A 17,866-nucleotide genomic window follows, 5' to 3' on the forward strand; every position below is an offset into this window, starting at 1 on the left:
TCCTGCCCATCTGAATGCGCCAAGCTATCGACTTGGCTGTCGGAAGAATTTACATATCTATTCTATCGATCGCTAAATTCGGTCACTCAACGGGTTTCCAGCTCCGTTATGGGCTTTCAACTTCGCTATCCCTGGCCGGACCTTGATCCGGATGACGTCGCGGCGGCGGCCATCGCCGTGCGCCTCGACGTCACCGAAAACAAGGTCGAGGCGGCCGAGCATGCGCACCGGAAGGGACAGCTCGTCTTCGCGCTCGGCGGCGGCGTGATGTGCCGCGTTCCGAACGGGTTGTGGATGGTGCCGCCGCATTGCGGCGTCTGGCTTCCCGGCGGCACGCGCCACACCAATATCGCCACCGCCAATGCACGAATCTTCTTCGTCTTCATCGAGCCCGGTGCCGCCGACCTGCCCGACCGCTGCTGCACATTGTCGATCTCACCCTTGCTGCGAGAGCTGATCATCGCGCTTTCCGACCGTATGCAGCAGGACCACGGCACTGAAACCCTCGTTGCGCAATTGCTGCTGAGCGAATTGCCGCGTATGCCGCTGCAGCAGCTGCATCTGCGGATCTCGCCCGAGCCACGCTTGCGACGGATCGCGGCAGCGCTCGCCGACGATCCGGCCGATCGCCGCACGATCGCCGAATGGGCCGAACGCGTGGCGCTGAGCGAGAGCAGTCTCGCGCGTCTCATCCTGAGGGAAACCGGCCTGACATTCGGACGCTGGCGTCAGCAACTGCATTTGATCGTCGCGTTGCGCGAACTCTCCGCCGGCGCGAGCGTTCAGCAGGTCTCGTCCGAGCTCGGTTATGAATCCGTCACAGCCTTCATCACCATGTTCAAGAAGGCGCTCGGCAAGCCACCGGCGAAATATCTCAGCGATATCATGCAAGGGAGCGGCTCGGCGTTCGCGGCTGGCGGGCGAATTTAGGAACACCGGTCGGCAACGGACGTTTTCGATATATCGGGCGAACGACAGGCGAGCCGCGTACGCCAAGCCAATGCAGCGAGGATGCCGGATGCCCTACGCGCTATTCGATCGCGACAGACAGATCGACAAGGCTTTTCCGACGGAGAAGCAAGCGTGGGAACATGCACTGATCTGCGGACTGATCTTCGACGTTCCGGTGGCGGATGAAGCGCCGGGCCACGTGTTGCCGGCCGGCTATCACATGAAGCGAATTCCCGGCGACAGCGAAGTGTTCGAACCGGCGCCCGAATGGAAGTTACCGAACGAAATTTCGTGATCGGCCCGCGGCAGGGTTGCCGGTTGCGATCGTGACGTTGCGCGATAAGTAACGCCGAACCAGACCAACAATTCAGGATGAGCGCATGGCCGAAACCGGCAAAATTTTTCACGTTCGCTGCGTCGACAACACGTTGCAGCGGGACACGCTCTCGCTCGGACGCGTCTACGAGGTGACAAAGGATATCGAACGTGACGGCTATTACGAGCTCAGCGGATTGGGCCGCTTCAGCCGGTCCAGATTCGAGGTCGTCGAGCCGAACGACGACACGGCCGAAGTCCGGCGGACGTCTCGATCAAAATAGACAGGAGAGCGCGATGCCCAGAGGCGACAAGTCGAGCTATACCGACAAGCAGAAACGGCAGGCCGAGCACATCGAGGAAGGCTACGAGACGCGTGGTGTTCCGGATCGCGAGGCCGAGCGGCGCGCATGGGCGACCGTCAACAAGGAGACCCACGGCGGCAAGAAGAGCGGTTCCGGCCGCGGCACGCGCGAGGATCATTCCCCGTCGCGCAAGGGCGGCAAGCTCGGCGGCAAGGCGGCCGCGAGCCGCCCCGCGGCGGAGCGGTCGCGCTCGGCGAAAAAGGCGGCACGTACCCGCAAGCGCCGGGCCGCCTGACCGGCCGCGGGCGCCCCCACAGACAGCAAGACAATACCGCACGCCCGAGCATGATCCGGGAAAGTGCGCAGCGATTTTTCGAGAAAACCATGCTCAAACAACGAGCTAGAACACGATGACGACGGCACCCGATCTCATCGCGCGTTAGCGACGGCTCGCAAATGCGTGATCGGGCGCCACCACCGGTTGCCTTCATTTCGGCACCTATCGGGAACAGGCTGTCGGCCCAGGAAGCAAAAGCGAAGCAAAGGCGGCCACCGCAGGGGGTGCCTGCAATTGACGTATCGGTCCCATAGCAGCTGGCAGGACGTGGATCTGCGCAATCTCGTCCGCGTCATATCGGCCTGCACCCTCGGGCTTTGGGCATTTGCGGCCGGCCTCCTGATCGGGACCTTCCTGCTTTGATGGATCAGCGCGGCACGCGCCGCCTCCTACCCGCCACTCAAGTGATGCGCGGCGACGAACAGGACGAGCGCACTAAGCACCAATGCCGACGTAGCGCCGGCAACGCTACGCGCGAGTTCAGCCTTCGAAAGATTGGATCTGGTTGCCATTGCAGCCTCCCGTTCGCGCGAGCTGAGCCACAGCCGCTCCGGCGGTCAGGCTCGCTCATGGAGACATTCGCATCACCAGGATGAACGCATCCTGAGCAAAACGAACCGCCGGCGCCTCTGTTCCAAAATCTGACCCAGGGGATCGCTTTCGGAACCCGGGCGTTGACCGCATGCGGCAAGCCGGCCGAGCCGCGCCGGAATTGGAAATCGGAGATGCCATGGTGATCCGCTGGGGGACACCCTCGGCTGGATCATCATCGCTGTCATCTTCAGCCTTGCCTCGCGCGGCAGCCTCGACATCCTCTCGGTCGCGCAGGCGCAGTTCGGCACCCTCGCCTTCCTCGCGGTCAGCTTCACGATCGGCCGGCGGCTGGTGTTCCGGCTGATCCGCTGGGCCAACGACAATCTGGTCTCTTCGGCGGCGGTGATCACCGTGATCCTGCTGTTGATGAGCGGGATGGCGATGATCACGCATCTGATCGGCGTGCACACCGTGCTCGGCGCCTTCATCGCCGGCGTGCTGGTCGGGGAATCCCCGATCCTGACCCGGCAGACCGACGAGCGGCTGCGCGGGCTGATCTCGAGCCTGTTCTTGCCGGTATTCTTCGGGCTTGCCGGCCTCAGCGCCGACCTCACGGTGCTGAAGGATCCGTCGGTGCTGGGGCTGACCGCGGCGCTGGTGCTGATTGCGAGCATCGGCAAGTTCGGCGGCGCCTTTGTCGGCGGTGCGCTCGGCGGGCTGACCCGGCAGGAGTCCTATGCGCTGGCGAGCGGCATGAATGCGCGCGGCTCGACCGAGGTGATCATCGCCACCATCGGCCTGTCGATGGGGGTGCTGAGCCAGACCATGTTCTCGATGATCGTGACCATGGCGATCCTGACCACGATGGCGATGCCGCCGATGCTGCGCAGCGCGCTGGCGCGGCTGCCGCTCGGCCGGGACGAGAAGGAGCGGCTGGAGCGCGAGGAATATGAGCAGCGCGGCTTCGTCGCCAATCTCGAGCGGCTGCTGCTCGCGGTCGACGAGAGCAGCAATGCGACATTCGCCGCGCATCTCGCCGGCGGGCGCGGTCTGCCGATCACGGTGCTGCATGTCGGCGCCAACGCCAACCTGCAGGAGAAGAACCATGCCGATGAGGAGAGCCCCGAGGCGGCGGTCATCAACGCGGCCAAGGCGAGCGCCGAAGCAGATGCCGACGGCGGCGGCAATGTCGACGTCATCAGCCGCGCCCGCGAGGAGACGGCGGCGGAGGCGATCGCGCCGAGGAAGCCAAAAAAGGTTTCGACCTGCTGGTGGTCGGCATGGACGCGGCCGCCGGTCCCGGCGGCGGCTTCGACCGGCGGCTCGACGACCTGACCTCCGGCTTCGACGGCCCGCTGGCGATCGCGGCCGCCAAGGGCGTGCACGAGAAGGAGCCGACGGCGAATGCGCGGAAGATCCTGGTGCCGGTCTCGGGCAGCAACGTCTCGCGGCGCGGAGCCGAGGTCGCGATCGCGCTGGCGCGCCTTTCGAGCGAGCCGCTGCAGGTGGTCTACGTCTCGACCACGCGCGACAAGGGCGCCCGCCGCACCAGCCCCAGCATGTCGCTCGCGCATGAGGAGGCGATCCTGAAGGACATCGCGGCGACCGCGGCGCGCTATGAATCAACGTGACGACGCGGCTGCGCGCTAATACCGCACCTGAGATCGCGATCCTGCAGGAGATCGCGTCAAGCCGGGCCGACCTTGTCGTGATCGGCGTCGACCGCATCCAGGGCGACAGGCTGAATTTCGGCAGCATCGCCGCGGCCGTGCTCGGCAAGTCGAAGGCGTCCGTGCTGCTGGTGTCGGATGGCGACGTCAGGCCCAAGACTTGAATTCCCAAGACCTGAACCCCAGGACTTGAAGGCCCAAAACCTGGAACAAGGAGCGCGTCCGCGCCTACCACTCTTCCGGACAGGGATCGACGATCTTCCAGAGATCGACCCCGTTCTTGATCTTCTTCATCTCGGTGGTGAGCCCGCCATTGCGGCGGATCCAGTCCTTCACCGTATCGGGGTAGTAGGACATCAAGTCGGAGGTGCCCTCGAGGCTGGTGACCTTGATGCCGAACGTGAAGGCCTTGTCGTAATAGGCCTGGTGGAAGCCGATGCTGGCCCGCGGCGTAACGCAGATCTTGTTCAGCGGCACGATGCCGAACACCAGCGTGCAGGCCGAGTTGCAGATGCCGTCGATCACGACGCGCTCGCGGCGCTCGCGGATCTGCTTGTACTTAGCCTTGTACTCCTCGACATAGCCGCCATGGTCGCGCGTGATGTGCAGCACCGCCCGCGCGGGCGTCGCGGCCAGAACCGAGAGCAGCAAGGCGACAAGGGGCGTGATGCGCATGGATCGTTCGAAACCGCGGGAAAGGCCGGGCCCGGGCGGACCTGACCGCAAGACTCTGGCCGGACTGTGTTGGCAATCCGTTAAGCATCCGCAAAAAGGCAAAATTTGGCGCGCTGTGGCTGATTTCCCGCAGCTTTTGGCCCCGATTCCGGGTTAAATGGACCCCGGGGCGGCCCACAATGCCGATTCCCGTAAATGACCGGAGGCCGCCCATGACCAAGACCAAGCTTTTCGCCGCCCTCGCTCTGGCCGTGATGGCCCTGACCCCGGCGGCTGCGGCCGACCTCACGGCCCATCCGCGCCACCACCGGCATCACCACCACGCCCATTGGGGCCTGCCCTACCACATCAGCTATCTGCACAATTACGGCCCCGGCCCGACTGCCGGCAGCTTCGCCTATTACGACGGCTCCCCGCGCAACAAGTGCTACCAGAGCGCGGCCGCCTATATCGGCCAGGACCACCGCCGGCATCCCTGCTTCTGACGGCTATAAGGGAGACGGCGGGACGTGCCGGCACCGCTGGGTGCCGCGCTCCGTGCCTGCCTGCTGGCCCTCCCCGCCCAAGTCTGATAATCGACCCGCTACGCGCTCGTAGCTCAGCTGGATAGAGCATCGGATTTCGATTCCGAGGGTCGGGAGTTCGAATCTCTCCGAGCGCGCCAGCGATTTTACCGATAGATCAATAATTTAAGCCGCGCTCATTTCGTTCTGAGTGAGCGTTTTCGCGTTGCGTCTGTTCTGAAGCGATGCTGCAAGATGAGAACGACCCCGACGCCGCGCGCCGAGGCCGCCCCTGTGGCTCCCAGCCGGGTTGGGGGTATGAGAGCCGGGAGCCGGAAGACACTACTTCCAAAACCACCGCTCGTTCCTGCCGCCAATAGCACCAATAGGGATTACCTCCCGGCCAGGCTCGCCGAAAAACGATATCAGAATTGGAGTGATGGTATCGGCCGCCCTGCCGACGAGAGGGACGGTTAGCAAATCGGCAACTAGATCGGCGCAGGCTTCTCAGAGGGACGGGACCGTTGGGGACGCAGCACGGTCACGTTTCGGAGGAGCTGACGTGTAGGCCCTGGCGTCGGCTCCTCTCTTAGAAGCTTGTGTGAGTTCGGCAACAGCCGTCTCTCCGCGGATCTGCTAAGGAAATGACACTGGGAATTTCAGGGCCCTAGCGCTGGGAATGACAGGGCGCCGCCGGGACAAACCATTTCGGGCCCGGCGGCGTAGCTTTTAGGTCGGCGTCACAGTATCGATGCCGAGCGATCCGAGCACCGCGCGAGCTCGATCCGGCAGCCGATTGTTGCAGCGATCCTGCCACGAAACCATTTTCATCAGCGGACGAAACCGGGCGGAAACATTTGACCGGTACCACTTCTCCCAAACAATAATGGGGAAGTGTCATGATGGAAGCGACCATTGTCGCGCTGCTGCTCCTCAGCGCCGCTGTGTTTTTTGCGCACGCCTACGACGCCCTGCATACGCATTGACGGGATCGGCATCGCTTAAGTCTGCGTATCGTCCACCAGGGTCTGTGGGCTTGCGCGAGCCATCGACCGCGCCCTAATCCCGCCCGCCCTTCTCTCCGAACCACCGCCGGCACGCCCGGCTGAAGCTCGTCGCGTCGGTATAGCCGAGCGCGGCCGCCATTTGGTCGCGCGATTGGGTGCCTGCCGCGAGCATGATCCTCGCGCGCTCGCGTAGCACGCCGTCGAGCAGCGGGCGGAAGGCGCAGCCGGTCTCGGCGAGCCGCCGCACCAGCGTTCGCCGCGAAGTGCCGACGAGGCGCGCGGCCTCCGCCTCGGCGAGGCGCCGCGGCAGGCGCGCCGCGATCAGGCGCTCGACGATCCCCGCCAGCGCCGCGGTGTCGGGCTGCGGATTTTCGATCGCCTCGAGCGCTTCAATGGCCTTGGCGTGCAATTGTGGATCGGCAAACGGCGACGGCCGTGCGCCGAGCGCTTTCGGCACCTCGAAGATGAAGGCGGCGGCGTTGAACTTCACCGCGCAGGAATAATGCTCGAGCAGCCGCTCCGCGCCCGCAGGCGGCGACCAGGGAAATTGCAGTGTCGCCTCACCGATCGCATCCTCGAGCAGCTGCACGTACACGGCGTGCACGTTGAGGCTGACCGCCAGCGCCACGGCGTGCCACAGCGCTTCGTCCATCGCGACGGCGGGAGAGATTTCGATCTGGATCGCGCGCGCTGTCTTGCGCAGCCGGTTGCGGACGAAGGGCGCGCGGGTCGACCCGAAGCGCGCGCCGGTCGCCAACGCATCCGCGATGGTCGGCGCCGTCCTGGTCGCGACATCGAGCGCGCCTTGCAGCGATGTCGACCACACCGCCGCGGCCGACAACGGCCACAGCTCGCCATGCCGGCGGGTGATGTTGGCCGCCAGCACCACCAGCGAGGATACCGGCATGTGAGCGCCGGGCTGGTCGAGCGCCTCGAGCCGAATTCCAGTGCCCTTCAGCAGCTCGTCGCGATCGCCTCGCGTCTGGCCAAATGCCCGCACCAGGGCCCGCGCATAGACCGCGGAGACCGGCGTGCGAAGGGCATCGGATTCCGATCCGTGCATGGCGTCGGCGACCTCCCCCTCGCGAACGTCCGGCCGAACAAGCTTGGCGCAAAATGCCACAAAATTGGCCTGTTGTGAACTGGCGGCGCAGGCCCGCCTGGCGGCATGCTTGGCCCAACAATGGCGAACGCCGCCTCGCAAGAGATGCTGGAGGGAATGCGATGATCTTCACGGGCACCAATGCTGCTGGCGAAACGATCACCTACCGGGACGGCAAACGCTATCTCTGGATGCTCTCGTTCATTCCGCCGCTGATCCCGCTGTTGTCCTACTGGCTGTTCCTGCGGACACACAATCCGCTGGTGACGCTGATCCCCTTCGTCTTCATCTTCATCCTGATCCCGTTGCTCGACGTCGTGTTCGGCGAAGACACCCACAATCCGCCGGCGGAAGTGGTCGCCGCGATGGAGGCCGATCCCTATTACCTGCGGCTCGCGCGCATCACCGTGGTATTTCCCTGGATCAACTACGTCGCGCTGATCGCCTTCTTCGGCACCCAGGATCTGCCGTGGTGGTCCTATGTCGCCTTGCTGCTCGGCGTCGGCACCATCAATGGCGGCGCGCTCCTGATCGGGCACGAGCTCGGCCACAAGCCGGACAGGCTCAACATCCTGTTCGGCATGCTCGCCAACTGCGCGGTGGGCTACGCGCATTTCCGCGTCGAGCACAATCGCGGCCATCACACCTGGGTCGCAACGCCCGAAGACCCCGCCAGCGCGCGCTTCGGTGAATCGATCTATGCGTTCGCAACGCGCGAGCTGCCGGGTGCGTTCAAGCGCGGCTGGCGCAACGAGGCCGAACGGCTGACCCGGCGCGGCGAGCCGGTCTGGTCGGTCAACAACGAGATCCTGCAAGGCTTTGCGCTGACGCTCGTGGTCGCGGCCGTCCTGATCGCGCTGTTCGGCTGGAAGGTCGCGCCGTTCATCGTCGCGCACCATTTCCTCGGCTGGTACGCGCTGACCCAGGCCAACTATGTCGAGCATTACGGGCTGCTGCGCGAGAAGCTGCCGAGCGGCCGCTACCAGGCGGTCGAGCCGCGCCACTCATGGAACACCAACCACATCGTCTCGAACCTGATGACGTTCCACCTGCAACGTCACTCCGACCACCACGCCAACCCGATGCGCCCCTACCAGTCGCTGCGCGATTTCGACGACATCCCGCGGCTGCCGAACGGCTACACCGGCATGTTCGGGCTGGCGGCAATCCCGCCGCTCTGGTTCCGCGTGATGAACCCGAAGACCCTGGCCTGGGCCGGCGGCGACAAGAGCAAGCTGAACCTCCGCGATCGGCCCGCGAGCTCGTGATCGCGGCGATCCGCCCGGCTCCCGGTCCTACATCTGGGCCGAGCGCCGCTTCATGGCGCCGATGCCGAGGAATGAGCCATTCACCGACGGATACTGGCTGGTGAATTCGAACGTATCGAAGCTTGGCGTTTCGAACTGCTTCAGCGCCTTCCAGAGCAGCGTGGTATCCGGACAGGCTTGGGAATGGATGTCATGATGCACGATGATGCGGGCGTGGGAACGCACCAGCAGATGATCCTGTAGCGCACCGCGCAGGCTGTGATCGCCATCGATAAAGACGAAGTCCGGCTTCAGCCGGTCGACATGCGCACCGACCAGCGGCGAGGTCGAAAAATCCTGGATGTAGATCGGCTCGATAGCGGCCTGCTGCTGCAGCAGATCGAAATAGGTCGAGATAAAGGGCGTCGGCGCGATCGGATCGAGTGCAATCACGGTCTTGAGGTCGGCGCCGCTGTTCCTGAGCCACTCCGTAACCAGGACGAACATGCCGCCCCAGCGGCAGCCGATTTCCATGTACGAGGAAACGCCGGACGAATTGCGCGCAAGCCAGGCGAGGTATGGCGCAAGCTGGTTCGGGTATTGCCAAAGGTGGAGGCCCTTGCCGAAGTTCGGCGCCAGCTCCGGCGGCTGCTCATGAAGCAGTTCGTCATTGAGCCCCAGCGCCGGGATGAATTCGCGTTCGAGGAAGTCCACATCCAACCGCTGGGCCGAGGTCAATGACCCGATGGTATCGATCGCCTCGCGGACGAAAGGCGCAAGATTGGCGAAACGCTGGTATCGGTCGGCTTGGGTGTGCTGGGCGTTGAGCATAGGGCAATCAGATCGGAGGGCGGACGGGAGACCGCTGGTCGTCGCGCCTCCAATCATTGAACGGACCAGGCAGCCGTCTCGGGCGCAAAATCTTGCGTTCGGTGCCGAATAGCCGCCCGTTCGCACGGCGCCGGGCGAGCCGCTCGGCACAGTGCTTCGAACCCGCAGCCTGCTCCGCTCTCACCCGCTCGGAATCTTCCGCCGCACCGCCTCCACGCCGGCATCGGTCACGTTGTATCGGCGCCCCATCTCCGGGACGATCCAGCCCTTCTCGATCATTCCGGCAATGGTGCTTGGGCCGACGCCCGCGGGAAACGGACGGCGGTTGCGGATCGCGTCGATCGCGACCCGCTCGAGATGGGTGGCGACATGCGAGGGGCGCGCGCGAAACGCCTTTGCCATAATCAGGACCGACAGGACCTCGGCGCGCCGGCGCACGGCCGAAGCGCTGCGGGTCAGTTCGTTGCTGATCTCGAGAGCGTTCTTGCCGGCCCTGGCGAGTTCTCTGAGCTTCTCGTCCTCGTCAGGGCTCCAGCGCCGCACGATCCCCATCTGCCCCTCACCGCCTGGATACCCATCTCAAACCGATGCATACGCAGGTGGCGCTGATTTGCCATGTGACTTTCGGCACCTCTTGATGCGACGTCGGGGCTGTCGCCATCAGGACGGCCGATCGCGGTGTCGCACGATGCAGCACAAAAAGCATGATCCGATTGAATCGGATCATGCTCTCAATCCCCTTGCTTGGTGGCGTTTTGGTTACGCGAACCGGTATTCACTTCGCGCTGGAACGCTTCAGTGCTTGCTGGGTTCAAGCGCGATGAGCACGCCGGTCGGCTCGGGCTCGTGCGGCCGAAGCGAGGTCAGCTCCGGATCGCTCCACTCGGCGAGACTGACGACTTCGCCGGTCTGCCCCGGCATGTCGGAGGTCTGGGCCGGTTCAAGCACCTTGAGCCCGCTGGTGTCGACGAAGAACGTGTGCTCACCGAACACGCTGTTCAGTTGCGCCACGGCCGGGTGATCGTCCGGAAGCACCTGGGCATTCAGTTGCGTCATGGTCTGCTTTACTTGCGTGGAATTGAGTTTCATCCGCTGCTCCTTCTCGTTGGTTCCGGCCGCGATGGCTTCCTTGACAGGTTTCCTTGACAAGTTTTCCTTGGCTGGTTCCTCCCCGCCCGCACCCCACATCGGGGGCTTCAAGGTCTCGAACCGATCAGGCACCGAAACGTTCCGCACGCGCGACGCATTGACCGCCTGCGCAGCGGTTCCCCGCGTATCAGATGTTAAGTGCGACCCTGAAGTCACGCCCATCGCTACGAGACGGGAGGCTTCTTCCTTGCGAGTCCCTCCAGATGCACGCGGCGTGCGGCGGATTTGCGCGCGCGCTCCCTGGTGCGGCAGGCCCGGCAGCGCACCGCCGCGGTAAATACATCGCCCTTGGCGGTCTCGTACCACCATTTCTGCTGCAACGGCGTCCAGACCTCGGCAACGCCGCAGTCCTTGCAGATGAAGGGCTCCGGTCGATAGGTTCCGCGCAGCACGAAGTCGGGGGTCGAATAGCTGTTCGAGGGCGCAAGCCGCGTCGTATCGACGGCAACCTCGTCGCGCGCCAGCGCAATCTTGTAGTCGCGAAGCCGTTGCCGTTCAGCGGCGCGTCGGGTCTGCATGCGGAGCCATTCCTCGGCCTTGCGCCGCCTGGCTTCGATCTCTCCGTTCGTCTGCTTGCTGCGTTTCACGGCGGCACATCCGTCTGGGTCGAATGCGTTCGGCGCATCGACGAAGCAAATACCGGGCAGCACGACCTCGTCGATGATGACGTCATTGATGCGCTGCCGTTCTGCCGCCAGCTTGTCATAATTGCCGCAACATTGCGCGACGACAAGGTCGCGTGTGGGGAACACGTAGAGGCGCTGACGGCCGTCCGAGGCGGATGACTTCGGGATGCCCCTCAGGCCGCGCCTATGCCGGCCCCTGCTCCGCCGGCCGCATGCGGATCAGCGCGTCGAGCACGAGGACAAGAACCGGACGCTGCTCGTCGTTGACCAGCTCCGTCTTGAAGATCACGACAGCGTCGCGCCGCTCCGGCCTGATGGTGATCTTCTGGATCTGGGATTGGCCGGTGAGCGTGGCGCCGGGCCGAACCGGGCTCGGCAGGCGGATCTCGAAGCTCCGCCCGACGATCCCCGCCACCTTGGTCCAGATCGCCTCCACGACGAGCCGCTGATAGATCGCAATGGTGTTGAAACCGCTTGCGATCAGTCCGCCGAACGGGCCTGCCGCGGCCGCGACGGGATCGGCATGGATTGGCACCGGATCATATTTGCCGGCGAACTCCAGGATCTCGGCCTCGCCGATCGTGTAGCTGCCAAGCTTGAACGTCTGGCCCTCGGTGAGATCTTCCGCATACAGCATCGCGCGCCTCCATCTGTCGCGCGACGATAGACGAATGGTGCGGGCTTTCCATTACCCCGGACGTCATGAACTTCGCGCGCGATACGCGAGCGACACCCGCCGCTCGCATATCGCCACGGGCATCCCGCGCTATTGCAGCCGGGCCGCCCTCGCCTTTGCGGCCTTCAGCGTGTTCTCCATCAGGCAGGCGATCGTCATCGGGCCGACGCCGCGCGGCACCGGCGTGATCGCGCCGGCGACCTGCACCGCCTCGTCGAACGAGACGTCGCCGCACACCGCATAGCCGCCGTCCGGCCTCTCGACGCGCGTGGTGCCGACGTCGATGACGATGGCCTTGGGCTTGATCCAGTCGCCGCGCACGAGGCCGGCCTTGCCCACCGCACTCACCAGGATGTCGGCCTCGCGGCAGATCCTGCTGATGCCGCGGGTGTGGATATGGGTCTGCGTCACGGTCGCGTGCTCCTGCAGCAGCAACGCGGCCATCGGCTTGCCGACGATGTTGGAGCTGCCGATCACCACGGCATGGGCGCCGGTGAGGTCTGATCGGACCGACTTGATCAGCCGGAGACAGCCGAGCGGCGTGCACGGCACCAGCGCGTCATCGCCGTGAAACAGCCGGCCGGCGTTCAGGGCGTGCAGGCCGTCGACATCCTTGGCGGGATCGACCGCCGCCATCACGCGCAAGGCGTCGATATGCGCCGGCAACGGCAGCTGCACCAGGATGCCGTCGATATCGTCGCGCGCATTGAGCGCCTCTACTCCGGCAAGCAGATCGGACTCGCTGGCATCATCCGGCAGGCGTGCGACCTCGCCGCGCAGGCCGAGCCGCTCGGCCATCCTGACCTTGCTCTGCACATAGATCTGGCTCGCCGGGTCGCAGCCGACCAGCACGACCGCAAGCCCCGGCGCGCGGGGCAGCCGGTCGAGTTCGCCAGCAATCTTGTCGATGACAATTTGGGCATGTGCATGCCCATCGAGAATGTTCGCCGTCATGGCACCTGCGTTTCGAAGCGGTGCCCAGGCGCGCGGCGTTCAGTCTCTGCGCTCCCCGATGGTCAGATGGCGTGGTCATAGCCGCCCCGCCGGGCAAAGGCAATTCACGCTCTCCCGCGGGTCGAACGGCGACGAATTGCCCTCACTTTTGCCGGTGGATCGGTGCCGGGCGGGTCACCTCTGGGGGTAGGATTCGGGCAAGACTTGCGTTAAGTCTCGGCGCTTGCCGGGCTTTTCCGATCCCCGGCGCCATCCTTCCGGTCATCACGCCATTTCGGACATTTTCGACATGAGACATATCATCCTCGCGCTGGCGCTCTTCTGCCCGGCTGCCGTGCTTGCCCAAGGCACCACGCCGGCCCCCGCCGACGCAGACAAGCCGGCGGCGGCGACCTCGCAGCCGATGGTCGGCGACAAGCCGCTGGTCCAGGTCGGCAAGAAGTCGGCCGCCAAGAAGGGCGAGAAGCCTGCCGCGCCCGGCAAGCCTCAATCGGTCGCTCAGAAGCTTCAGGCCTGTCAGGACATCGACGACGCCACCAAGGAGCGACTGATCTGCTACGACGAGATTTTCAAGCCGCAACCGAAGCCGAAGGCTGCCCCGGCCAAGGGCGTCAACGATTGCCGCTTCGTGAAGGAAGAGGACGAGCGGCTGACCTGCTACAACGGCTTCGCGGACAAGATTCCGCGCCTGCCGCGCTAAAGGTAGCGAGCGCCGCTCGGACGCCGTCCCGGATCCGGCCACCCGCCTGATCGCGGACATGAAAAAGCCGCCGCAAGTGTTTGCGGCGGCGGATTGATTGCCGGCTGCGGCAGCCCTTTCTTACCAGGTGCCGAAGCCGCCGAAGAAGCCCATGCGCTGCTGCTGCGCGACGCGGTAGGGCTGATACATGCCGGGCTGTGCCAGCCGCATCGGCTGCTGGGGATGGGCATGGTAGCGCGCGACCTTGCGCTTCTTCGGCGCCTGAGGCTGGGCCTGCGCCGATTGTTCAGCCGATTTTGCCTCAGCCGCGACCTTCTGCGCATCAGCCTTCTCCGGCGGAATGAACTGGGCGAACGTATTGCGGACGCGGGCTTGCGCCGACGCATCGCCCGTAGCCGACGGGATAGCCGCGGCGACCGCGTTGACCTGCGCCGGAACAATGGTCGGCAAATTGGTGTCGTACACCACCCGCTCGGGCAATTTCTGGGTCGACTTGATGCGCACCATGGTCTTGTCGACGCCCGGCGACGACAGTCCCTGGTTCTGGCCGGCGACCACGGCCTCCTGCGGCACGATGGCATTGACGACGAAGAGCAGCGCGAGCAGCACTCCACCAACGAACAGGAAATAACGCGCCACAGGCATTTTGGTAGCTCCCCCCGCGCAGCAGGGCGCGGTTCATCTCGGCGCGACGACATCAGTCATCGCGCGGGCGATTTCATCGTCTGCGCATGATCACCCGGACGCTGTCCGCGCTCCCGGGTCGTTCGCTAACGGCTGGTTTATTAGTTAGTTCCTGTCCGGCCGTTACGGTTCACCCGACAAGTCAATTCGCGGTCACTTTTTCGAGATGCCGGGAATTAGAGGCGGCTCGCCGTCACGACCGAACATTTCGCCTTGTTTGCGTTCACGTTGACGAACCCGACCAACATTTGCGAGTAAGTCTTGCGGCTCTTCATGGCGATGGTGTCGGAGATCAGCCGCTTGCGCTCGGTCAGCGGCCGACCGTCCCGGCGGATGAAGGCGCAGGCGATCTCGATATCCTTGACGGCGAAATCATTGGCATTGCGCAGCGTCAGGGTGACCAGCGCCTTCGAACCCAGCCCGCCGCGCCGCCACGATTGCGAGGCGATCCGCAGCTTATCCAGCGGCGACCTTTCAGCGCCGGGCCCGGACGGCTTGGCCTCCTCTGCCCCCTGTGGAGCGATGGCCACACCGACGGTGGTCGGCTCGTCCGCCGGTGCGGCAAGCGCATCCCTCGCGGTCTGATTTGTGATTTGGGCTGGTTGCTCGCCGGTCGGGGCATTCTGCGCGGTGCGGATCATGGAGGACACCGGCCAGACATCCTGGTCCCCGGCGTCGCTCGGCTCGGGAAGCATGAACCATGCGGCGATCCCGGCGAGCGCAATCAGCGGCAGCAGCAGGCTGGCGTAGAAGCCCCCTTCACCGAGACGTCCGGCGGCCAACCTCCGAAACGACGCCAAGCCGATCCGCATCGTCGTGCCCTCACCCTGGCAGCCTGATCGGGCCGCCCCCCACACAGAGACGAGGCCGCACCCCGCGGCGTCCGGGACGGCCGCAGGTCGAGCGGCCACGCGAAGACAATCGCTGACGGCCGCAATGGTTTCATTCCGGGACGACAATCTTGGGCAGGCATAACGAGGGATGGTATCCCAGCGAACAGCTCGCTAGATTTGCGCCGCCCGAGAGCGAGTGCCGCGCACCGAACAGCGGCACGACAACAACAAGGAGATCGCAATGCCTGTCGTCACCTGGGACCACGTCCACCTGCGCAGTCCCGATCCCGAGACCACCGCGACCTGGCTGCGCGACATTCTCGGCGGCGAGATCATCCGCGGCCCCGGCCGCATCGACGTCCAGCTCGGCGGCGCCAGGGTGTTCATTGCGGAGGTGACCCAGGGCGACGGCGTCAACGCCGCGCCGGTGACGCCCTATCAGGGGCTCGATCATTTCGGGCTCACGGTGAAGGACATCGACGCGGTCGCGGCCGAGATCAAGGCCAAGGGCGTCGAATTCACCAAGGAGCCGACCACGATCCGTCCCGGCGTGCGGATCTGATTCATCCGTGGCCCGCAGGGCATCTCGATCGAACTGCTCGAGCGCGATCAGAAATACGTCTGAGCCACGCGTGCGGCGCTAAGTCATGCTGCCGGGCATGAAGCAGCGGATCGTCACGCCCATGTAGCTGGGAATCGGCCAGACCATGGCGCGACCGACCCGGTTGGGCTCGGTGACCACGGCCTCGTCGGGGACATCGATCCACGCCCCGTCGAGGCGCACACGATAGTGCCCGTCCTTGGATTCCCAGTCGACATCGCTGACCGCTGTGCCGTCGGCATCCGAACAGCACGGCCCTTTGCCGCTGCGCAGTCCGTCGAACCACTCCTTCAGCGGCGAATTGGCGTAGCGGCCGTCGGGATCGCGCGCCTGCGCGATTCGCATGGCCGCGACCAACACCAGCGTTATCAGCACGAGGGATGCGATCATGTGGCCCGCATAACGGGCCGAAGTTCCATTGAGCCTGCGAGGGCGTGCCCAATGGCCGCCGGATTCAATCCAGTCAGACATGTGTTTGCTCCAGCACTCACCGGCCAGTGCAATCAGAGCTATGCATTTCGCGGGCCACTTTGATTCGCGCGTACGGTCCGCTGTCATTGCGCCGTCACACTGCCTGGCAGGAACCGAGGGTCACCCGAACGCGGGACACCCGGGAATCAACCTGCCGCATTGCACGAGGTTGCTCGCTTTGGCATAAAAAACCAACTGGCTTGCCATGGGCGCGGCGGCCAGCAATCGGGACGTCATGAAGAACGGACTTTACTCAATTCACGTCACCCTGCTGGACGGTCGCATCGGCAAGGGCAGCGGCGTCATTCTCTTCCGCGACGGCCAGATACTGGGCGGCGACGCCTATCTTTACTACACCGGCAGCTACACGGTGAAGGGCGATGCCTTCAAGGGCGAAATCCTTGTGCAACGCCACACGACGCCGCGCGACACCGACAACCCACTGTTCGGCGGGCCCGCGCCCGTCGGCATCGGCGTCTCCGGCACCTTCACCGACACCCGCGGCACCATGAGCGGGACCGCGCTGGTCGGCAAGGCGAGCCTGATCTTCGGCGCCACGCTGCACAAGCTCGCGGATATCAATTAGCGGTTTGAAACCATTAGACCCGTCATCCCCGCGCAAAGGCTTCGCCTTTGTCGCTGGAGGCGCGAGCACAGCGAGCCTCGAAGGATCGACGGCCACGAGCCGGGCCGTGCATCCTTCGAGACGCGGCTTCGCCGCTCCTCAGAGTCTGACTCATAAATCACCCAACCTTAGCTGCAGCCGCGAGTCTGCGGGTCAGGAGCCTGATGTGTGCAATCAGCAGCCAGGCAGCTTCGGTTGCCACCGTCGCCTCGAAGTCCTTGGCGAGGCGGCGGCATCTGCCGAACCAAGCGAATGTGCGTTCAACCACCCACCGCCTCGGCAGAAGCTGGAAGCCTTTGACGCCTTGAGGCCGCTCGACGATCTCGACAGTCCATGGACCGCAGTCTGAGAGCGCGTCGAGGAGTTGATTTCCGCGGTAGATCCGGTCGGCAAAGACGTGGCGCAGCCGGGGGAAGTTCATCCGCACGTTCTTCAGCAGCGGTACGGCGCCATGGCAGTCCTGAACGTTGGCGGGATGAACATGAACCCCAAGGAGGAGGCCATTGGTATCCGTCACAATGTGCCGCTTGCGGCCGTAGATGCGCTTGCCTGCATCGTAGCCGCGCGGTCCGCCAGCTTGGGTGGTTGGCGCACTTTGACTGTCGATCACGGCTGCCGTCGGCTTCGGTGTCCGTCCAAGCTTTTTTCGCGCCCGGCGGACAAGCACGCTGACAATCCTCTGCCACCGGCCTGTATCCCGCCATCTATAAAAATAGCCCTGCACCGTCGAATAGGGCGGGAACTCCTGCGGCAACGCCCGCCACTGGCAGCCGGTCGAAACGATATAGAGGATCGCTTCGATCACACGACGCAGCTCCGTCTTACGCGGCCGGCCGCGCCGGTTCGCTCGCGGCAACAGGCGTCTGATCACCGCCCACTCCGCATCGGTCATATCGCTTGCATAACGCAGATCGTCCCGCCGATATTGCTCCCGAGTGATCTTGGTCCAGGGCATCGTGCTCTCCCTCGAATCTTTGCAAATCCGATGGAATCACACCCCACTGAGATCACTCACCCATTTTTCAGTCAGGCTCTCAGGATGACGGATCGAGAGCAAACGCGTGGTTGGC

The 17,866-nt window shown here is 64.5% G+C and carries 23 protein-coding genes, 1 tRNA gene and 1 pseudogene; 13 read left to right on the forward strand and 12 right to left on the reverse strand.

What is annotated here, in order from left to right; genetic code table 11:
- Positions 1-108: 108 nt before the first annotated feature.
- The 7 genes from ACVMIH_RS10340 to ACVMIH_RS10370 all read left to right on the forward strand — a co-directional run bounded on the left by ACVMIH_RS10340 (position 109) and on the right by ACVMIH_RS10370 (position 4,276).
- Positions 109-930: an AraC family transcriptional regulator gene (locus tag ACVMIH_RS10340; protein ID WP_057015857.1), complete on the forward strand. Its 822-nt coding sequence runs from the start codon at positions 109-111 to the stop codon at positions 928-930.
- Between the two features lie 88 nt (positions 931-1,018).
- Complete coding sequence (locus ACVMIH_RS10345) at positions 1,019-1,246, forward strand: hypothetical protein (protein WP_057015856.1); 228 nt, start codon at positions 1,019-1,021, stop codon at positions 1,244-1,246.
- 85 nt (positions 1,247-1,331) lie between these two features.
- Positions 1,332-1,550, forward strand: a complete 219-nt coding sequence (locus ACVMIH_RS10350) for a hypothetical protein (RefSeq protein WP_057015855.1) — start codon at positions 1,332-1,334, stop codon at positions 1,548-1,550.
- A 13-nt stretch (positions 1,551-1,563) separates the two neighbouring features.
- Positions 1,564-1,866 carry a hypothetical protein gene (locus ACVMIH_RS10355; protein WP_050385697.1) on the forward strand — a complete coding sequence of 101 codons (303 nt, stop codon included), beginning with the start codon at positions 1,564-1,566 and terminating at the stop codon, positions 1,864-1,866.
- Positions 1,867-2,685: 819 nt separating this feature from the next.
- A complete protein-coding gene (locus ACVMIH_RS10360; protein WP_456866425.1) occupies positions 2,686-3,777 on the forward strand; it encodes a cation:proton antiporter in 1,092 nt (363 codons plus the stop codon).
- Positions 3,723-4,073, forward strand: coding sequence for a universal stress protein (locus tag ACVMIH_RS10365; RefSeq protein ID WP_456861587.1), 351 nt, complete (start codon positions 3,723-3,725; stop codon positions 4,071-4,073). Before ACVMIH_RS10360 ends, ACVMIH_RS10365 begins: the two co-directional genes overlap by 55 nt.
- Entirely contained in the window at positions 4,070-4,276 is a 207-nt protein-coding gene (locus tag ACVMIH_RS10370; protein ID WP_456861589.1) for a universal stress protein, read from the forward strand. The genes ACVMIH_RS10365 and ACVMIH_RS10370 overlap by 4 nt, the downstream gene beginning before the upstream one ends.
- Before the next feature lie 64 nt (positions 4,277-4,340).
- On the opposite strand, the gene ACVMIH_RS10375 is transcribed toward ACVMIH_RS10370, so the two are convergent.
- Positions 4,341-4,787, reverse strand: coding sequence for a hypothetical protein (locus ACVMIH_RS10375; RefSeq protein ID WP_018272072.1), 447 nt, complete (start codon positions 4,785-4,787; stop codon positions 4,341-4,343).
- A gap of 212 nt (positions 4,788-4,999) precedes the next feature.
- Between ACVMIH_RS10375 and ACVMIH_RS10380 the strand changes: the two genes are divergently transcribed.
- Both ACVMIH_RS10380 and ACVMIH_RS10385 read left to right on the forward strand, forming a co-directional pair.
- Positions 5,000-5,272 (forward strand): hypothetical protein, encoded by a 273-nt coding sequence (locus ACVMIH_RS10380; RefSeq protein WP_076831273.1) that lies wholly within the window; start codon positions 5,000-5,002, stop codon positions 5,270-5,272.
- A 102-nt stretch (positions 5,273-5,374) separates the two neighbouring features.
- Positions 5,375-5,451 (forward strand) — tRNA-Arg (locus tag ACVMIH_RS10385).
- Between the two features lie 898 nt (positions 5,452-6,349).
- On the opposite strand, the gene ACVMIH_RS10390 is transcribed toward ACVMIH_RS10385, so the two are convergent.
- Positions 6,350-7,360, reverse strand: coding sequence for a helix-turn-helix domain-containing protein (locus tag ACVMIH_RS10390; protein WP_253639660.1), 1,011 nt, complete (start codon positions 7,358-7,360; stop codon positions 6,350-6,352).
- A gap of 161 nt (positions 7,361-7,521) precedes the next feature.
- Between ACVMIH_RS10390 and ACVMIH_RS10395 the strand changes: the two genes are divergently transcribed.
- Complete coding sequence (locus ACVMIH_RS10395; RefSeq protein ID WP_057015826.1) at positions 7,522-8,667, forward strand: alkane 1-monooxygenase; 1,146 nt, start codon at positions 7,522-7,524, stop codon at positions 8,665-8,667.
- A gap of 27 nt (positions 8,668-8,694) precedes the next feature.
- Here ACVMIH_RS10395 and ACVMIH_RS10400 read toward each other — a convergent pair whose 3' ends face one another.
- The 6 genes from ACVMIH_RS10400 to ACVMIH_RS10425 all read right to left on the reverse strand — a co-directional run bounded on the left by ACVMIH_RS10400 (position 8,695) and on the right by ACVMIH_RS10425 (position 12,882).
- Positions 8,695-9,477 carry a hypothetical protein gene (locus ACVMIH_RS10400; protein WP_456861591.1) on the reverse strand — a complete coding sequence of 261 codons (783 nt, stop codon included), beginning with the start codon at positions 9,475-9,477 and terminating at the stop codon, positions 8,695-8,697.
- A 180-nt stretch (positions 9,478-9,657) separates the two neighbouring features.
- Entirely contained in the window at positions 9,658-10,029 is a 372-nt protein-coding gene (locus tag ACVMIH_RS10405; protein WP_016846479.1) for an SANT/Myb-like DNA-binding domain-containing protein, read from the reverse strand.
- A 243-nt stretch (positions 10,030-10,272) separates the two neighbouring features.
- Positions 10,273-10,566: a hypothetical protein gene (locus ACVMIH_RS10410; protein ID WP_016846480.1), complete on the reverse strand. Its 294-nt coding sequence runs from the start codon at positions 10,564-10,566 to the stop codon at positions 10,273-10,275.
- Positions 10,567-10,790: 224 nt separating this feature from the next.
- Positions 10,791-11,378 carry a zinc-ribbon domain containing protein gene (locus tag ACVMIH_RS10415; RefSeq protein ID WP_456861593.1) on the reverse strand — a complete coding sequence of 196 codons (588 nt, stop codon included), beginning with the start codon at positions 11,376-11,378 and terminating at the stop codon, positions 10,791-10,793.
- A gap of 58 nt (positions 11,379-11,436) precedes the next feature.
- On the reverse strand, positions 11,437-11,889 hold the full coding sequence (locus ACVMIH_RS10420; RefSeq protein ID WP_076831284.1) for a MaoC/PaaZ C-terminal domain-containing protein: 453 nt from the start codon (positions 11,887-11,889) through the stop codon (positions 11,437-11,439).
- A 129-nt stretch (positions 11,890-12,018) separates the two neighbouring features.
- Complete coding sequence (locus tag ACVMIH_RS10425; protein WP_456861595.1) at positions 12,019-12,882, reverse strand: bifunctional 5,10-methylenetetrahydrofolate dehydrogenase/5,10-methenyltetrahydrofolate cyclohydrolase; 864 nt, start codon at positions 12,880-12,882, stop codon at positions 12,019-12,021.
- Positions 12,883-13,171: 289 nt separating this feature from the next.
- Here ACVMIH_RS10425 and ACVMIH_RS10430 point away from each other — a divergent pair, with 289 nt between their 5' ends.
- Positions 13,172-13,582, forward strand: a complete 411-nt coding sequence (locus ACVMIH_RS10430; RefSeq protein WP_456861597.1) for a hypothetical protein — start codon at positions 13,172-13,174, stop codon at positions 13,580-13,582.
- A gap of 120 nt (positions 13,583-13,702) precedes the next feature.
- Here the strand turns inward: ACVMIH_RS10430 and ACVMIH_RS10435 are convergent, their stop codons facing one another.
- Entirely contained in the window at positions 13,703-14,227 is a 525-nt protein-coding gene (locus ACVMIH_RS10435) for a hypothetical protein (protein WP_456861599.1), read from the reverse strand.
- Between the two features lie 215 nt (positions 14,228-14,442).
- Positions 14,443-15,078, reverse strand: a complete 636-nt coding sequence (locus tag ACVMIH_RS10440; protein WP_233475693.1) for a hypothetical protein — start codon at positions 15,076-15,078, stop codon at positions 14,443-14,445.
- 262 nt (positions 15,079-15,340) lie between these two features.
- Here ACVMIH_RS10440 and ACVMIH_RS10445 point away from each other — a divergent pair.
- Positions 15,341-15,658: pseudogene (locus ACVMIH_RS10445) on the forward strand (VOC family protein); the annotation flags it as partial.
- Between the two features lie 81 nt (positions 15,659-15,739).
- Here ACVMIH_RS10445 and ACVMIH_RS10450 read toward each other — a convergent pair.
- On the reverse strand, positions 15,740-16,090 hold the full coding sequence (locus ACVMIH_RS10450) for a hypothetical protein (RefSeq protein ID WP_141340965.1): 351 nt from the start codon (positions 16,088-16,090) through the stop codon (positions 15,740-15,742).
- A gap of 316 nt (positions 16,091-16,406) precedes the next feature.
- Here ACVMIH_RS10450 and ACVMIH_RS10455 point away from each other — a divergent pair, with 316 nt between their 5' ends.
- The gene (locus ACVMIH_RS10455; protein ID WP_456861601.1) at positions 16,407-16,757 is read left to right on the forward strand and encodes a GrlR family regulatory protein; all 351 of its coding nucleotides are present in this window, start codon (positions 16,407-16,409) and stop codon (positions 16,755-16,757) included.
- 157 nt (positions 16,758-16,914) lie between these two features.
- Here ACVMIH_RS10455 and ACVMIH_RS10460 read toward each other — a convergent pair whose 3' ends face one another.
- Complete coding sequence (locus ACVMIH_RS10460; protein WP_076824982.1) at positions 16,915-17,751, reverse strand: IS5 family transposase; 837 nt, start codon at positions 17,749-17,751, stop codon at positions 16,915-16,917.
- Between the last annotated feature and the right edge of the window lie 115 nt (positions 17,752-17,866).

This window comes from Bradyrhizobium sp. USDA 4503 (assembly GCF_054055815.1).

Excerpts from the sequence above, each read along its gene's own strand:
- ACVMIH_RS10395 (WP_057015826.1), top strand. The coding sequence starts at position 7,522 with ATGATCTTCACGGGCACCAATGCTGCTGGCGAAACGATCACCTACCGG.
- ACVMIH_RS10455 (WP_456861601.1), top strand. The coding sequence starts at position 16,407 with ATGAAGAACGGACTTTACTCAATTCACGTCACCCTGCTGGACGGTCGC.
- ACVMIH_RS10350 (WP_057015855.1), top strand. The coding sequence starts at position 1,332 with ATGGCCGAAACCGGCAAAATTTTTCACGTTCGCTGCGTCGACAACACG.
- ACVMIH_RS10390 (WP_253639660.1), bottom strand. The coding sequence starts at position 7,360 with ATGCACGGATCGGAATCCGATGCCCTTCGCACGCCGGTCTCCGCGGTC.
- ACVMIH_RS10405 (WP_016846479.1), bottom strand. The coding sequence starts at position 10,029 with ATGGGGATCGTGCGGCGCTGGAGCCCTGACGAGGACGAGAAGCTCAGA.
- ACVMIH_RS10365 (WP_456861587.1), top strand. The coding sequence starts at position 3,723 with ATGGACGCGGCCGCCGGTCCCGGCGGCGGCTTCGACCGGCGGCTCGAC.
- ACVMIH_RS10420 (WP_076831284.1), bottom strand. The coding sequence starts at position 11,889 with ATGCTGTATGCGGAAGATCTCACCGAGGGCCAGACGTTCAAGCTTGGC.
- ACVMIH_RS10355 (WP_050385697.1), top strand. The coding sequence starts at position 1,564 with ATGCCCAGAGGCGACAAGTCGAGCTATACCGACAAGCAGAAACGGCAG.
- ACVMIH_RS10450 (WP_141340965.1), bottom strand. The coding sequence starts at position 16,090 with ATGATCGCATCCCTCGTGCTGATAACGCTGGTGTTGGTCGCGGCCATG.
- ACVMIH_RS10380 (WP_076831273.1), top strand. The coding sequence starts at position 5,000 with ATGACCAAGACCAAGCTTTTCGCCGCCCTCGCTCTGGCCGTGATGGCC.
- ACVMIH_RS10430 (WP_456861597.1), top strand. The coding sequence starts at position 13,172 with ATGAGACATATCATCCTCGCGCTGGCGCTCTTCTGCCCGGCTGCCGTG.
- ACVMIH_RS10410 (WP_016846480.1), bottom strand. The coding sequence starts at position 10,566 with ATGAAACTCAATTCCACGCAAGTAAAGCAGACCATGACGCAACTGAAT.
- ACVMIH_RS10340 (WP_057015857.1), top strand. The coding sequence starts at position 109 with ATGGGCTTTCAACTTCGCTATCCCTGGCCGGACCTTGATCCGGATGAC.
- ACVMIH_RS10435 (WP_456861599.1), bottom strand. The coding sequence starts at position 14,227 with ATGCCTGTGGCGCGTTATTTCCTGTTCGTTGGTGGAGTGCTGCTCGCG.
- ACVMIH_RS10440 (WP_233475693.1), bottom strand. The coding sequence starts at position 15,078 with ATGCGGATCGGCTTGGCGTCGTTTCGGAGGTTGGCCGCCGGACGTCTC.
- ACVMIH_RS10400 (WP_456861591.1), bottom strand. The coding sequence starts at position 9,477 with ATGCTCAACGCCCAGCACACCCAAGCCGACCGATACCAGCGTTTCGCC.
- ACVMIH_RS10425 (WP_456861595.1), bottom strand. The coding sequence starts at position 12,882 with ATGACGGCGAACATTCTCGATGGGCATGCACATGCCCAAATTGTCATC.
- ACVMIH_RS10345 (WP_057015856.1), top strand. The coding sequence starts at position 1,019 with ATGCCCTACGCGCTATTCGATCGCGACAGACAGATCGACAAGGCTTTT.
- ACVMIH_RS10375 (WP_018272072.1), bottom strand. The coding sequence starts at position 4,787 with ATGCGCATCACGCCCCTTGTCGCCTTGCTGCTCTCGGTTCTGGCCGCG.
- ACVMIH_RS10460 (WP_076824982.1), bottom strand. The coding sequence starts at position 17,751 with ATGCCCTGGACCAAGATCACTCGGGAGCAATATCGGCGGGACGATCTG.